Source organism: Ruminococcus sp. 8Y-12 (assembly GCF_058119865.1).
Map to the genome: position 1 here is coordinate 1,040,757 of NZ_CM176623.1, position 16,478 is coordinate 1,057,234.

Here is a 16,478-nt window from a genome sequence, read left to right on the forward strand (position 1 = left end):
TTACAGATGAAGGAGGAAATTTTGTGAAAAAATGGATTGTAAGTCTTTTGAGTAAAGGATTGGCGGCATCTATCTTGCTGAGTGCTGTACCTGTGCCAGTTTTGGCGGCTTACGGAAAAAGGGAGACGCCTGCCGGCGAAGGAATGCCCTCTGTTGTGGCTGACTGGAAACTGGGTGAGGCATTTGCAGCGGAGGGGACTGGTATTGCGGATGGATCTCTGCGCATGGTGGATCAGTCAGGTAATGGAAATGACCTTGTGATGCAGTTTTATGAGGGGAAAAAGGTGACGGATGCGGTGCCGGAGGAGGATGTGCTTTTGCAGAATCTGAGCTTTTCGGATGAAACCATGAACGGCAGCAGTGACGGCAGTATGGTGTTTGACGGGGACAGTGACAGCGGTGCGGGGGTTGACCTGGTCACTGTGGATGGAGCGCCTATTAACAGTGATAAGTTTGAAAATGGATATACGATTGAGTTTCTATATAAATTTCCGGTGGACTGGACAAAGTCTGATGAGTGGATGGGACTGATGGCACGCCAGACCAGCTATACCAGGGAGGGGGATCGCTATACGTTTCCGGTAAACTCCATGGATGAACCACAGCTTGGGAGTATGTCTATAGCAGTTTCCAACTGTAAGGAGGTACAGTTTTTGACAGCCCCGGCAGAGGATAACCATCAGATGGGCAGCGCCGCCTGGTCAGTTTCGATGGACAAGGGGGATGAGTGGTATCACATTGCCGTTGTATCCGATGGAGATGTGATCCGAACCTACATAAACGGATGTGAGGCTTTTCGCAATTATGAGAGCGCAGATATGGATGGTCTCTTTGCGGATAAAGGGGACGGCAGATTCCGAATCGGTTCCTCCTGGTATGTGGAAAAAAAGGAAAATTGGGGGAATAAAGAGCTGGATAAGTTTCTTCAGGGAAATCTTCAGGAGGTCCGCATATCAGAGGGGGCGCTTACACAGGAGAATTGGCTGATTCCCAATCCTACGGACTTTGCCGGGGAGTATGGGAGCAATGATGCGTACACGCTGAAAAGTGAGGATAACTACAATTTCGTCCTGATTCCTGACACACAGAACACGGTGAAGTTTAAAGGTGCTGTGATGGATAAGGCGGTCAGGGAACTGGTAAGCACTGCAGATGAACTGAATGTCAAGGGTGTGATTCACCTGGGCGACGTGGTGGAGGACAACAATGACGGGATTCAGTATGACACTGCAAGACAGGTGTTCTATCAGATACCGGATGCGGGAATCCGTTTCCTGGTACAGCCCGGCAATCACGACGGCTGGGCCGGCGGGACCACCAATTACTGGAATAGCTTTGGGGAGGACAGCAAGGTATTTGCTGACCGGACGTCCTGGTATCTGACAAACAAGGGATACAGTTCATATATGCTGGTGGATGCGGGGAGCTATACTTACCTGGTGATTTCTCTGGCATGTACTGGAAGTGATCCCGGAAGGAACAACAATACCTCCTGGGATTCCTCCCATGAGGCCTGGCTGAGAGAGGTTCTGGAACAGTATCCCAACTGTCCCACCATTGTAACCACCCATGATGTACAGAACTGCTCGGACACAAAGCCCAGTGCCGTTAAGCTCAGTGCCAATGGGCAGAAATTGTGGAATCTGGTGAGAGGTTATGATCAGGTTTTTATGATGGCAGGAGGACACAGCCACGGTTCCGGTCTGGAAACCTTGATCAATGACAGCGGGAAAGAGGTAATCTCTATTCTGACAGACTATCAGTTTGCCTACAACGGGGGAAATGGTATCTTCCGGTATCTGGAGTTTGACGAGAGTCAGAACAAGATTTACTATTCCGCCTACTCCCCCTATGCAGCGTCCTTGAAGGAGGAGGAAAAAAGCTTTTTTGATGTGAATTTTTTAAACGGAGAGGGCAATGAGGGGAGTGTGAACCTGAATTTTTCCAAGCGCTTTGAGGGAATGGAAAAGAAAACCCCACCCGCTGCCCAGGCTAAGTGGATGAGCGGTGAGTATCATACCCACACCGGGCAATCCAAGGATGCCACAGAAAGTTTTATGTCTCTGTCCAATGTGCTGGGTGCGGCTTTCAGAGACAAGGAGGTATTGGAGGAAAATCAGGGCAGCGCCACAAAGACAGACAACATTTTGAGCGGGGCCGGATTTGATTTCCTTTCCATTGCCGATCATCTGCGCAAATCCTACAATGGGGTGGACGGGCAGGGAAATGGTAACTATACCACGCCATTTTATGTGGCTGTACAAACACAGCAGAGAGAGATCGAAAAGCTGCAGGCACAGGGGAAATATGCGGATAAATTGATTTATTCCGCTGCGGAGTGGGATATGCCGGGTCTGGATCATGCAACCGTAGGGCTGATGGGTACGGACAGCAATACGGTTCCCTACAGTGGAATCCATGAGTTTGAATGGAAGTATGCCAGCGCTAAGGAGGGAGATGACCCCACATCTATGTTTACAGGTACGGGAAACAATTACAGCGGGGATTTTGATGAAGAGGCAAAATGGGGGAAACGGAAGAACCAGGACAATCCGTCCGCAGACGTGGCTGTGGAGGCGGTAGAATGGGTAAAGGAGAATTTTCCGGACAGCTATGTGTTACCAAATCATCCCTCACGCCACAACGACGGTGACGATGAACCGGACTACGGTGAGGTGACGATTGAGACGCTGCGAAGGCTGAATGATGCAGCTCCGGATGTGGTCTTTGGCATGGAGGGGATGCCGGGAAATCAGATGGACCCGGCCTGCGAGCTGCCAGCCTCAGATATCCGGGCAGGGGCGGATGAAATGATTTCCGTCACCGGAGGGGTGTGGGATGCAATGCTTTCCGAGGGCAGAAGATTTTACAATTTCGCAAACTCCGATTTTCATTTTAAAATCAGCAGCAACGAGAATTATTCCAGTGGATACTGGGCAAGTGAGTTCTCACGCAATTACACATGGGTTGAACCCGGGGAGGATGGGACATTTTCCTTTGCGGATGTAGTGAATGGCATGCGCTCCGGAAACAGCTATTCTGTAAACGGGGAGTTGATTTCTGATCTGAGTTTTACTGTCTCGGACAAACGGGGCAGTGCGGGAATGGGAAGTGAATTAAACACGGAAAAAGGGAATGAGATACTGGTTACGGTACGATTCCGGGTACCTGAGACGAATAATTATGAAAGTCTGTACAATACCAATACGGGAATTGATGTGGACAACACGCCGGAAGTAGACCATGTGGATTTGATTGCCGGTCATGTGACAGGGAAAGTGGATGAAACTGCTTACAACAGCACGGAAAATTCGGATGCCAAGATAGTAAAGACATTTACAAAGGAGGAGCTGGAGCAGGCTAAGGGGGAAGATGGATATTACACATTGACCTATACCATGGAGGCGGACAGAGATATGTATTTCCGTCTGAGGGGTACCTCCACAGATGAGGTGGACCGCAATGGAGATCCGGTTTCACACGAGCGGTCCATTCCGGATGAGAAACCTGCGCGGTTTGACTATATAAATGACTACAATTACAGTCATCTCTCCTTTTACGCAAATCCGATTTTTGTGTCCGTGGAAGATCACACCCATGCCATGATTTTGGAACCTGACAGGAAAGCCGACTGCGGCAATGATGGCAATAAAGCTTACTATGTATGCCAGAGCTGCGGAAAATGGTTTGAGGATGAGGCCGGGGCAAAGGAAATCACGGACAAAACCAGTGTCAGGATTCCTGCAGACGGTATCCACACCTATGGAGAGTGGAGGGTAACTAAAGAGCCCACTACCATGGAAACAGGCAGGAAGGAACGGGAGTGTTCCGTGTGTGGGTATCAGGAAATGGCAGATATTGAAAAAATATCCCCTGAGAGAATGCTGCTGGCTGCTGTATATAAAGTGTATTCCTCTATAAATACCACAGCCTATACAAAGGAGAGTACAGGGAGACTAAAAGAGGCAGTTGAGAAAGGAGCTGAAGTGCTTAAAAAAGAGGATGCTTCTTTAGAGGAACTTCAGGAAGCAGCGGAACAGATTCTTATGACAGCATCTTCCCTGGTATTGGATACATCTGATCTGGAAACAGCGCAGGCAGCACAAAAAGAGGCGAAGGAGGCCAGAGAAGAAGCGCTACAGGCGTTAAAAAAAGCGGAGAGCCTGGAGAAAAAAGTGGATTTCCAAGGCAGAAAGGTGACCTTAAAGAGTGCAAAGAGTATGAAAGCTGGGAAACTTCAGGTGAAATGGAAGAAAGTGAAAGGAGCTTTAGGATATCAGATCCGTTACTCTGTCAGTTCTAAATCTGGCAGAACAAAGACCAGAATGCTCACTGTAAAAAAACCCAAGACAACTGCAAAGATGCTATCAAGCCTGTCTAAAGGAAAAAAATATGTTATCCGGGTACGTGCTTATAGGAAAATCGATGGGGATATGGTTTATACAGGCTGGTCATCAAAAAAGACAGTTAGGGTAAAATAATTCATTAAATATTTGGCACATTGCATAAAAAGGTAAAAAATATCCAACAAAAAAGTCACAAATCAACAAGAATCCTCCGAAGGATAGTGATAAAGTAAGGGTACTATTTAAGGATGGAGGAATTTATATGAGAAAGAGAAATGCAAGAGTCCTGGCCGGAGTCCTGACTGCGGCATTGGCGGCAAATTCATTTGGCTTGTTCAGTCCTGGGGCAGCTGCGGTGGAGGCAGCTTCAAGATCAGCCATTGACACAGAGGAATTTGCAACCCCCGGTAAGACTTATCAGCCGGGCGTGAGATGGTGGTGGTCAGGCGGAGCTGTGGAGAAGGAGGAGTTAATCCGGGAACTGGAATACTTAGCGGATCAGAACATCGGCTATGTGGAGATCAATCCTTTTGGAAAAATTGATGTGGAGGAAAAAGACAAAGAGAAGTTATCCTCTGTTTACACTCCGGAATTTTATGAGCTTTTGGATACCGCTGTTACGAAGGCAGAGGAACTGGGAATCACCGTTGATCTGAATATGGGTTCCGGATGGAATGCCAACAGTCAGTTCGTAAAGCAGGAAGATTCTATGGGAAATATGGCTCTTGGAAGAGCCACAATTTCTGCAAAAGAGATGAACCTGGCCTCTGTTGCTATACCGGATGTGGAGAAGAGCAGCTTCTATTACGGAGCATCCCAGAAAGGGGTTTGGGATGATGCAAAAATAAAACTCCAGGGCGTACTGGTTGCAGAGAGGACGGGGGAAAAGGGTGAGGACTTTACCCCGAAATTTTCCTGGGCAACCGGAATGACCTCTGCCTATAATGAATTTACAACCAGCCAGGGAACACAGACAAGCAAAACATATGCATCCCAGATAGAGATTAACGCCCATAACAGTGTTTATGTGGACGCCTCTGATATGAAAGGGGACACCATAAATCTGGAGGGAACAGGGCTTACTGTAACCGATGGCAAAGAGTATGAGGTCATCGCGCTCTATTACCTTCCCAGCGGTGCAAAGGGAATCGACTCCGCAGCAGATTGGTATGTGGTAGACCATATGGATGGGGAAAAGGCAGCAGAATATATCAATCAGTGGCTGGGTGAGGCTTACATGAACCAGATCCTGAATAGACACGGAAATATCCGTGCCCTCTTCAATGACAGCTATGAGTTCTACTCTGATGTCTATTACACAGAAGATCTGTATACACTGGCGAAAGACAGCGATAACAACGGCATCGGATATGATTTTTCAAGCTATCTGCCCACTATCTACAAGGAATACAGCGCAGCGCCCTTCTATATGGGACTGGGAACAGCAGATACCTTCCTTACGTACACAATGGACGCGGGTGAAAAGAGCAGGATCACCTATGATTACAACACCCTGGTGGGTGCAAAGTTCGCAGAGGGTATGGAGGGATTCCAGAGCGCTGCCAATGACTTCGGGCTGCTCTACCGTCAGGAGGCCTATAATCCTCCTATCGACACACTTGCCTCTGCAAAGTATGTGGATATACCGGAAGGTGAGCAGGGAAATGAAATGTCCCTGATCCGCGTCTCTTCAGGAGCACATCTCTACGACAAAAACCTGGTAACCTGCGAACAGTACACACTGGGCTGTACACCGTTTAAGAACACTCTGGAGCAGGTGAAGATCGGGTATGATAATATGGCTACCAGCGGTGTAAACAATTTTTTCTATCATGGGTTTAATTATCACTACGGTGTAGGTTCCGAAATCTACGGGGAAAACGGATGGTCACCAATGTCCGGCACAGGTATCAATGTAACAGAGATGAACACCTTATCCCCCTACTTTGTAGACATGAACCTTTATGCTGCAAGAGTAAACTATATGATGCAGCAGGGGGATGCCAGCAAAGACGTAGCACTTTACATGCCGTTCAACGGAAGTCTGTCTGAGACAGACGGTGTAAAAGCCATGAACTACAACGGTATTGCATGGGATGCCATTAATGATGACAGTATTCAGGCAGACAATACCAAATATCAGGGTGGAAAAATTTCTGTCAATGGCGGAAATATGGAATACGATGCCATTCTGGTAGAGACTACATCTCTTCCTGTGGCAACGATGGAGAAACTGAAAGCCATGGCGAAAGCGGGCGCAAACATTATTTTCTATGGGGAAATGCCTTCCTCACAGCCTGGATTTGCAGACGGGAACTATGAGAAAGAGGATGCGAAAGTGGCAGCCATCTCCAAAGAAATGGCCGGTTTGTCAAGTGTTTCTCATGCAGATAATATGGATACACTGGAGAGCGCGCTGACCAAAGCGGTTGATCCAAAAGTAAGCTATGAGAGAAATGAAAATGTAAGATTTGCAAGGCGTACCTTAAGCGATGGAGGAGAGCTGGTATATATCCGCAACATCTCCAGTGAGGAAAATACCATCACTGTAAATGCAGACAGCAAGTATGAGAACTTCTACTGGCTGGATCAGAACACTGGTAAAATCTACGAGGCACAGGATAACAACGGAACCATCACATTCAACATGGATGCGGGAACAGATACCTACTCCAATAAGTACAGCATGGCGCTGGCTCTGCTCTGTGAGCCGGAAGGGGCAGAAGTAAAAGCATCCGCAATCACAGAAGGAACTCCCTCTTCCATTGATGAGGTGGAGACAGAGGAGAAGGCAGAACTGACGGTTAATTCCTTAACCGTAACGGCAGACAACCTGGATGGCGTGATCGGCGGAGAAGAGAAGACAGTAACCTTTACAGAAAATGTATTGGGCAAATGGAATGATGAAAGTTTCCACGACGGAATGCTCCAGACCGTAGTAGCTGACGGCATTTATAAGACTTCCTACGAACTTCCTGTAGGAGAAAAGGCAGATAAGGCGGTCCTGAAGCTGAATAACGTCTACACAGCGGCAAGTGTAAAAGTAAACGGAAAAGATGCAGGTAACGTGATGTATGCCCCGTATGAACTGGATATCACTTCCCTGTTGACTGAGGGAACGAACGATATTGAGATTACCGTCACACCTCGCAAGATGAACCGCTACTATAATATTACGGATGGACAGTACAGTTCCAAAGAGCTCATTGACACTGGCATGGAAGGCCCGGTTGTATTGGGGATCACCAAATCCCTGACACAGGCCGGAAAAGAACTGGCAGATGCCAATGCAAAGCTGGAAGCAGCCAAAAAAGAACTGGAAAAAGCCAAAAAAGATCAGGAGGCAGCACTCGCAGCAGCCAAGGCGGAAGCTGAGAAGGCTGTGAAAGAAGCAGAAGCAAAGGTGGCAGCCGCTGAGGCAAAACTTGCGAAGGTTCAGTTCTCAAATACAAAAACCTCTATCAAGGCGGTAAAGAGCACGAAGAAAAAACAGGTGAAAGTATCCTGGAAGAAAGTAAGCGGGGCCGATGGATATGTGATCCAGTACGCATCCAACTCTAAATTAAAAGGCGCAAAGAAAGTCACTGTAAAGAAGGGCACAGCCACTGTTCAGACAATTAAGAGATTAAAGAGCAGAAAGAAATATACCTTCCGTGTGAGAGCTTATAAGATGATTGACGGTAAGAAGGTTTACGCGAAGTATAGTGGTAAGAAGAGCGTTAGAGTGAAATAAGAGAGAAAATAGTTACAAAATTGGCAGAAATAAGGATACAGCCCCGGCGATTTGCAGAGGTGCGCAAATGTATTATGTCATGCAAAGCATGACGTGCGCCTCAAAGCAAGAACGCCGGGGCGTTCTTATATATTCAATAGGTGTTCACCGAATTTAAACAATTTCCCCTTATTTTGATCACAAATTTACTACATTTTAAACACAGATTCAGGATATCATGGAAACATGAAAACAAATGAAACAAACAAAAAATTCTGAAGAAGGAATTGATGTATATAAAAATGAAGGAGGACTTGGATATGTCAGATTATTATGATTTTCATTCAGAGGAACACTATGAAGAGAGCAGGATGAGTGGTTGCCCGGTTTTGCCAGAGGGGATTGCTCCCACACCGGACCCTGAAAACCGCAATTTTAGACACAAGAAGAATAGGAAAAACAGCCTTGGAAAGAGGATAGCATCCCTGACATTAAGTGCAGTGCTCTTTGGAGCCATAGCTGCCGGGACTTTCCAGTCCATAAATTATTTCTCTGATGGAGCGGTGAATGCAAAATCATCCTCAGAAAATCAGGAAGCAGCTTCTGCCGGAACTTCCGGAACCGATACGGGGCTGCTGAAAAATACTTCAGCTTCAGGGGAGGGAACCAGTAACAAGGGAAGCCTGGATGTGACGGATATTGCAAAGGAGGCCATGCCATCTATTGTGGCAATCACAAGCAGATCGGTACAGGAAGTGGAGAGCTTTTTCAGCCAGTATGGGTACGGAGGAGGATATTTTGGTGAGCCGCAGACGCAGGAGACGGAGAGCAGCGGTTCCGGTATTATCATTGGGAAAAATGAATCAGAGCTTTTGATTGTGACAAACAACCATGTGATTCAAGGAGCAGATACCTTATCTGTAAGCTTTGTGGATAATGAGGTTTACGAGGCAAATGTAAAGGGAACCGATGCGGATCTGGACCTTGCGGTAATTGCAGTTCCCCTTGAGAGTATCTCAGAGGATACGAGTTCAAAGATTACTGTGGCGACTATAGGCGATTCGGATGCCCTTCAGGTTGGAGAGCAGGTGGTGGCCATTGGAAATGCGCTGGGATACGGGCAGTCCGTTACCACAGGTATTGTAAGCGCCATAAACCGCACTATTACAGAATCAGGATATCCGGAGGAAGAAAGCCAGGAAGATGTTTCAGGAGCAAACACCTACATTCAGACCGATGCAGCCATCAATCCTGGTAACAGCGGAGGAGCACTTCTAAATATGGATGGAGAGGTGATCGGCATCAACTCCGCAAAGCTGGCCTCCACAGAGGTAGAGGGAATGGGATATGCCATCCCGGTATCTAAGGTGTCGGATATCATTGAAAATCTGATGAATCAGACCACCCGGTCCAAAGCTTCTGAGGGTGAGCAGGGTGCGCTGGGTATCCAGGGAACAGATATCACCACAGAAGCCCAGGAAGTATACGGATTTCCACAGGGTGTGTACATCTCAGAGGTGACAGCCGGCGGCGCGGCAGAGTCAGCGGGCATTGCCTCCGGAAATATTCTGACCTCCTTTGACGGACAGGAGATTACCAGCATCAGCCAACTCAAGGATCTGCTCCAGTACTACAAAGCCGGGGAGGGCGTGCAAGTCACACTTCAGGTGCCGGGCGGGAATGGATATGAAGAGAAAACCGTTTCGGTTATACTGGGAAATAGTGCAGACACCCAGAGCCAGGAACAGATTGTAGATGAAGACAGTCTGTTTAGAAGATAAGAGAGCACAAGCATTTTGCCAAATGCAAGTAGGGGACAGGGCCTGTCCGGAACATTGAAATGTGTCCGGGCAGGTTTTGCTGTGTTTTTATATTTACATTTCCCTTTTGACACAGTATGATAGAGATTACGGAAAATAGACAAACAGAAGGAGTTATATAAAATGAGTATTTTAAGTGTGGAGCATCTGTCCCACGGATTTGGGGACCGGGCGATTTTTAAGGATGTGACCTTTCATTTGCTGAAGGGGGAACACATTGGTCTTATCGGGGCCAACGGAGAGGGTAAATCCACCTTTTTAAACATTGTCACCGGTCATCTCATGCCGGATGATGGGACTGTGGAGTGGGCAAAAAATGTGCGGGTGGGATACCTGGACCAACATGCAGTTTTGAAAAAGGGTATGACCATCAGGGATGTGCTGAAATCGGCCTTTTCCTATTTATATGAATTGGAAGAGAGAATGAATGAGATCTGTGAAAAGCTGGGGGAAGCCGATGAGGAGACAATGAATGCCTTGATGGAGGAGCTGGGAACCATTCAGGATACCCTGACCCTTCAGGATTTCTATGTCATTGATGTAAAGGTGGAGGAGGTTGCCAGAGCTTTAGGATTTCTGGACATTGGACTGGACAAAGACGTGACGGATTTGAGCGGCGGCCAGAGGACCAGAATCCTGCTGGGAAAGCTGCTCTTGGAAAAGCCGGATATCCTTCTTTTGGACGAGCCTACCAATTATCTGGATGAGACCCATATCAACTGGCTGAAGAGATATCTCACCGAATATGAGAATGCCTTTGTGCTCATATCCCATGACCTGGCCTTTTTGGACGAGGTGGTGAACATTATCTACCATGTGGAAAACCAGGAGTTGACCCGCTATGTGGGCAATTATGAAGAATTTCAAAACGCCTGCCAGGTAAAAAAAGCGCAGCTGGAAGCAGCGTATAAAAAGCAGCAGCAGGAAATCAACCAGCTAAAGGATTTTGTGGCCAGAAATAAGGCCCGGGTAGCCACAAGGAATATGGCTATGTCCCGCCAGAAAAAGCTGGACAAGATGGATGTGATCGAGCTGGCCGCGGAGCGGCCCAAGCCTCAGTTTCATTTCAGGCAGGGGCGCACCCCGGGTAAATATATTTTTGAAACAGAGAAGCTGGTCATCGGATATGGGGAACCGCTCTCCAGACCCCTGGACCTGATCCTTGAGAGGGGGAGCAAAATTGCACTCACTGGGGCCAATGGTATTGGAAAGACAACCTTAATCCGCAGTCTTATGGGACTGGTGCCTCCTGTCTCAGGAAGCTGCACACAGGGGGAGAACCTGGCTATTGGCTATTTTGAGCAGGAGACTTCCCCCGAGAACCGGAACACCTGTATTGAGGAGATCTGGAAGGAGTTTCCCTCCTATACACAGTACGAGGTGCGCTCCGCCCTGGCAAAATGCGGGCTGACAACAAAGCATATCGAGAGCCAGATGCGGGTGCTCAGCGGAGGGGAACAGGCAAAGGTGCGCCTTTGCAAGCTTCTAAACCGGGAGACCAATGTACTGATGCTGGACGAGCCCACCAACCACCTGGATGTGGACGCCAAAGAAGAGCTGAAGCGGGCTTTGAACGAATACCGGGGAACCCTTTTGCTGATCTGCCATGAGCCCGAGTTTTACCGGGATATCGTCTCCCAGGTATGGGATTGTTCCAAGTGGACCACAAGAATTGTATAACGGATGTAAAGGACTGTGAGCAAGCGGGACTGCCGCATCTTTGATTATTTAATAAAGGATGTGGCAGCCTCGTTAATTTTAACAACTATTTTTGATCAATTTCCTGTCACGTTCTTCTTTACCTTTTTGTAACCCTTCCTCCAACCCTTCCAGCAGTCCTTCTTTTAACCCTTCCTCCCGGGCTTCCTGTTTGGCGTAATATTTCTCTTCCCATTCCTGCAGTTCTTTTTCTGTTTCACTTTTTGTCAGCAGGGGAATATCATGGCCAAAAATAATGCTGAGGGCATCCTGCAGAGCCAGAGGATCTTCCATGACCTGAGAAAAAAGGAAACGGTCTGTAAGGTTTAGATCTCTTAATGGTATCATTTTCACATTATTGTTCATATATCTCTCCTTTATTGTAACACGACTCATTGTATATGAATAGGTAGGAAATTTACTTCAATTCAAGCTCGGTAATCTGACGGAGTACAATTACATGTTTAGAGGCGGCTATGTAGAGATTTACTTTTTTAGGGATTGAGTATAAAATGTGTTAAAAGGCAGGAACATCTGTATTTCAGAAAGATAGAGGTTACTGCTCAGACCGTGAGAAAATGATTCAGGGATGCGCAAATCCCATCGCTGAAGGCGATTTTGCATGGATTTATGCATGTTACTGTGAACAGTAACAGATAGAGGACAGAGAGTCAGAGAAATATAAAAACAGGTCAGAAAATACTGAGCTGCCTATGGTATTCTGTAATTATATAAATGAAGAAGTCGGAGACTTGGCTTTAAGGGGGAACCAGGGAGGATTTAATGAAAAAAAGAGGAAAGGTTTGGAAGATATTATTAGCTGCACTGTCCATATGGGGAAGCCTGCTCTTAGCGTCAGGCTGCCAATCAAAGGAGGAGGAACGGGGTCATGCAGATCGGGAGTCTCTTCCGTTGATCCGCATGGTCACCCTTCGCACCACAGAGAGCGTAAAGGATGAGAAAGAGGTGGAACGGGCGGCAAGCGCTTATCTTGAGCAGCAGCTGGGCTGCAGGCTGGAAATCGAGACAACAGTGATGGGAAGCTATACACAAAAACGGAACCAGATATTTGACTCTGAGGAGCAGGTGGACCTTTTGGTAATTTATGGACAGTCACTGCATGAACTTGTGGAAGAGGGTCAGGTAAGCCCTCTGGATAAACTGTTGAGCACCGCAGGATCAGGGATTGAAAAGGTACTGAACCGGAATTATCTGACAGGCGGCCGGGTAGATGGAGTACGCTATGGGATACCCACAGTAAAGGATTATGCCAAACAGACGGCCTTTGAGTACCGAAGCGATATAGCGGATAGATACGGCCTGGATATGGGAAGTGTGGACAGTATTGAAAGTCTGGAGTCTGTATTTTTAAAGCTTATGGGCCAGACAGATCATGTGATTCCGGTGGGTTTACAGTACAGTTTCCAGCCCCGCATAGCAGCAGATGCTTTCGGAAATTCTTTTGGAGCGCTGATGAATTATGGGCAGGATAAGCGGGTGGTAAATCCTTTTGAGACAGAGGAATTTGAGTCTTGGGTTCGGCGGATGTATGACTGGCAAAAGAGAGGGTGGATTGCGGATGATTTTGCGGACAATTTAAACAACATTCACTATCTTCGATCCGGTCTGGTGCTCGGCTGTTTTTCTACCACCTGCCCGGGATTTGACGTACAGGAGACCCGACAGACAGGCTATCCCATTAAGACTGTGGTATTGGATCAGGCATATATCACGTCCGAGGCCAATACCGTGTTTTGGACAATTCCGGAAAAGAGCCGGCAAAAGGAGCTGGCTATGGAAGTATTGAACCTGCTCTATACAGACTGCCGTCTGCAGAATCTGCTGACTTATGGAATTGAGGGAAAACATTATGAGATCAGGGAAAACGGAGACATTGGTTATCCCTTCGGAATCAATGCCAAAACCAGTGGCTATGCCCAGTTTCTTGGATGGATGTATGGAAATGAATATATCACCTACCAGTGGGAGGGAAATGAGCCGGGGCTGTGGGAGAGACTGGAGTCTTTTAACGACCAGGCTCTTCTGTCCAATGCCTTTGGAATCGATTACGATGACAGCCTCGTACAGGAGGAGATAAAGGCATGCCAAAGCGTATACAACCAGTATTATAATGGACTGGTGTGCGGGCAGCTGGCTCCTGATATTTATCTGCCCAGATTTCAGGAAGAACTGAAAAATTCGGGGATTGAGAAAATTATTGAGGATAAGCAGAGGCAGTTAGACCAATATTTGAGCAACGGGCACTGGCATGAGCAAACAGGGATGGAGAGAAGACGTACCCTGGCAGGAGGTATGAGTTGAGGGGAAAGAGAGAACAGAGCCGCTGGTCCATACGGAATTTGTGGAAGGGATTTTATCTGATCACTATGGTGGTGGTAATCAGTGTACTGATTGCAGCCTTTATGTTGTCCAACCGTGCTCTGCAGCTGGAGGCTGCCCAGAACAGCCGTACCATGTTGGACGGATATATCAGCCAGCTGGATCAGCAGCTTATCTTCGCAGAGTCTCAGTTGTATCAGCTGGCAGTGGTTATGGCAGATAATCAGGAACTTATCCGGATAACAGAACCCAATGAACAGTATTTTCTCCGGCGTCAGATGAAAGAAAATATGCAAGAGGTACTGGCAGTTAACCAAGTGGTAAATGGGATATGGTATTACAGGCCAAAGGGTCCGGGAATTACTTATCTGGAGACCAGTTCAAATCTGACAGACTATGCGGAGGCAGTAGGGATAAAGAAATCCGTGGAGTCCCTGAATCTGGAAAGCATCCCTTCGGAGTGGTTTTTCAGGGAGATTCGGGGAAAAGAGTACCTGTTTCGCATGATGAGAAGAAATGACTCCTACCTTGGCATGTGGATTCAGGCGGATGTAATTCTGGACACACTTACGAACTTTAACACAGAGGAGGGAAATGCTCTGTTTCTCTGCGATCAGTCAGGAAAACTGGTGGAGGGAAACGACAATTCCATAATGGAAGAGATGAGAGTGATCTCCCGCGAGGAAGAAAACCAGGTGCAGACGGTGAACGGGGAAAAATATATTCAGGTGAGCGCCCAGTCTGATCCGGGAAAATTTTGGGTGGCCTCCGTGATTCCTATGAAAACAGTTTTGAAAAATGTGTCCATTGTGAAATCCCTCATGTACGCTCTTGTGGTGCTGCTGGTGATTCTGTTTGCGGGAAGTATTCTGCTTACAGAGCAGCTTTTCTACAAACCTTTCCGGATTCTGCTTGGCCATATCGGAAGGATGCGGACAGGAGATTTAAATACGCACATACAGGAGACAGGAAACAGCAGAGAGTTCGTGGAGATTTTTGTGAATATTAACCGGATGCAGGACGATATCCGTAAACTGAAAATTGATAATTATGAACGACAGATACAGGAAGAAAAGACGAAGAGGCAGTTTTTGCAGATGCAGATCAAATCTCACTTTTTTATGAACTGTCTGAACATCATATACTCACTGGCAGAGCTTCAGAACTATTCCCTGATTCAGAAGATGGATATGTGTATGGTAAACTATCTGCGTTATCTGGCCAGAAAGGAGGATGAGCCTGTAAATATAGAGCAGGAACTGGAGCATATCCGCAACTATATGGAGATACAGGAACTGCGCTATCCGGACCGTTTTTCCTATGAGATCCAGGTGCCGGAGGAAATGATGTGCATCCCTATTTATCCACTGGTGATCCATACTTTTGTGGAAAACTCTATGAAATATGCCATGGATACTGGAAAAGAGAACGAGATTGCCATCTCCATCGACAGGAGTGGGGGATGGGTAAAGATTTGCATCACAGATAATGGGCCTGGATTTTCAGAAGATATACTTTCTGTATTAAACAGCGGATGCAGACAGATGAAGCTATACGGATTGACAGGTGTGGGGATCGCCAATATAAAAAACAGGATGGAGATTTACTATCAAGGGAAGGCTGTGATACGATTTTCCAACAGGGAACCATGCGGGGCAAGTGTGGTCATAGAATATCCTGTGGCAGTTGATAAGGGGGAAATTTCCGTTTGAATAGACAACAGAAAGGATGGGAATAATGGCGGAAGTGCTTTTAGTGGATGACGAGTATCTGGCAGTATGCGGAATACAAAAAGGGGTAAATTGGGAAAAGTGCCAGGTGTCCAAGGTACATACAGCATTCAATGCGGTGCAAGCCAGAAAGATAATTGAAGAAAATTCCATTGATGTGCTGGTCTGTGATATTGAAATGCCCGGGGATTCGGGGATACATCTCTATGAATGGATCAAGGAAAACAGCCCAGATGTAATATGTATCTTTCTCTCCTGCCATGCGGAGTTTGACTATGCCAGGGATGCAGTGGAACTGGGGGTATTCCGGTATCTGCTAAAGCCAATTCCCTACCCTGATCTGGAGAGGACGATTCAGGAAGCGCTGGAATACGGCAGGAAACAGAAAATAAGCCGGGAGCTTTATGAGAATATCCAGATACAGGGACAGGACGCCGAGGGATCTCTTGTGCGCAAAGTGCAGCAGTATATATTAGAGCACCTGGATTCCGAGTGCAGCCGGGAGCATATTGCGGAAGCGGTGTTTATCAACCCGGATTATCTCTCGCGTATGTTTAAGAAAAATACGGGAATGGGTCTGAACGATTACATACTCAGACAGAGGATTTCTCTGGCAAAACAGATGCTGGCCAACACGGAGGAATCCATAGGAAGGATTTCAGAGAAAACAGGATTCAGTTATGTAGCTTATTTTTCCAAGGTATTTAAGCGGGAGACTGGGTTGACACCCATGGCATACAGGAATCAGAATAGAACAAGTCAATAGATTATAAATCAGCAGCAGAAAATTCATATTTTTTGCTGCTGATTTTTTTTACAATAGGGATATGAA

8 protein-coding genes are annotated in these 16,478 nt (G+C 46.9%); 7 read left to right on the top strand and 1 reads right to left on the bottom strand.

The window, feature by feature from the left end:
* Nucleotides 1-23 precede the first annotated feature (23 nt).
* The 4 genes from AC0THY_RS03700 to abc-f all read left to right on the top strand — a co-directional run bounded on the left by AC0THY_RS03700 (nucleotide 24) and on the right by abc-f (nucleotide 11,558).
* Nucleotides 24-4,481: a LamG-like jellyroll fold domain-containing protein gene (locus AC0THY_RS03700; protein ID WP_489993125.1), complete on the top strand. Its 4,458-nt coding sequence runs from the start codon at nucleotides 24-26 to the stop codon at nucleotides 4,479-4,481.
* A gap of 127 nt (nucleotides 4,482-4,608) precedes the next feature.
* Nucleotides 4,609-8,079, top strand: coding sequence for a glycosyl hydrolase (locus tag AC0THY_RS03705; protein ID WP_489993126.1), 3,471 nt, complete (start codon nucleotides 4,609-4,611; stop codon nucleotides 8,077-8,079).
* A gap of 299 nt (nucleotides 8,080-8,378) precedes the next feature.
* Nucleotides 8,379-9,839, top strand: coding sequence for a S1C family serine protease (locus tag AC0THY_RS03710; RefSeq protein WP_489993127.1), 1,461 nt, complete (start codon nucleotides 8,379-8,381; stop codon nucleotides 9,837-9,839).
* 162 nt (nucleotides 9,840-10,001) lie between these two features.
* Nucleotides 10,002-11,558 (top strand): ribosomal protection-like ABC-F family protein, encoded by a 1,557-nt coding sequence (gene abc-f, locus AC0THY_RS03715; RefSeq protein ID WP_489993128.1) that lies wholly within the window; start codon nucleotides 10,002-10,004, stop codon nucleotides 11,556-11,558.
* A 78-nt stretch (nucleotides 11,559-11,636) separates the two neighbouring features.
* Here abc-f and AC0THY_RS03720 read toward each other — a convergent pair whose 3' ends face one another.
* Nucleotides 11,637-11,942, bottom strand: coding sequence for a hypothetical protein (locus AC0THY_RS03720; RefSeq protein WP_489993129.1), 306 nt, complete (start codon nucleotides 11,940-11,942; stop codon nucleotides 11,637-11,639).
* A gap of 417 nt (nucleotides 11,943-12,359) precedes the next feature.
* Between AC0THY_RS03720 and AC0THY_RS03725 the strand changes: the two genes are divergently transcribed.
* From AC0THY_RS03725 to AC0THY_RS03735, 3 genes are read left to right on the top strand one after another with little or no spacing between them, the layout of a single operon-like run.
* Nucleotides 12,360-13,898, top strand: coding sequence for an ABC transporter substrate-binding protein (locus AC0THY_RS03725; RefSeq protein ID WP_489993130.1), 1,539 nt, complete (start codon nucleotides 12,360-12,362; stop codon nucleotides 13,896-13,898).
* Nucleotides 13,895-15,628, top strand: a complete 1,734-nt coding sequence (locus AC0THY_RS03730; RefSeq protein ID WP_489993131.1) for a sensor histidine kinase — start codon at nucleotides 13,895-13,897, stop codon at nucleotides 15,626-15,628. Before AC0THY_RS03725 ends, AC0THY_RS03730 begins: the two co-directional genes overlap by 4 nt.
* Before the next feature lie 25 nt (nucleotides 15,629-15,653).
* On the top strand, nucleotides 15,654-16,412 hold the full coding sequence (locus AC0THY_RS03735) for a response regulator transcription factor (RefSeq protein WP_489993132.1): 759 nt from the start codon (nucleotides 15,654-15,656) through the stop codon (nucleotides 16,410-16,412).
* Nucleotides 16,413-16,478 lie beyond the last annotated feature (66 nt).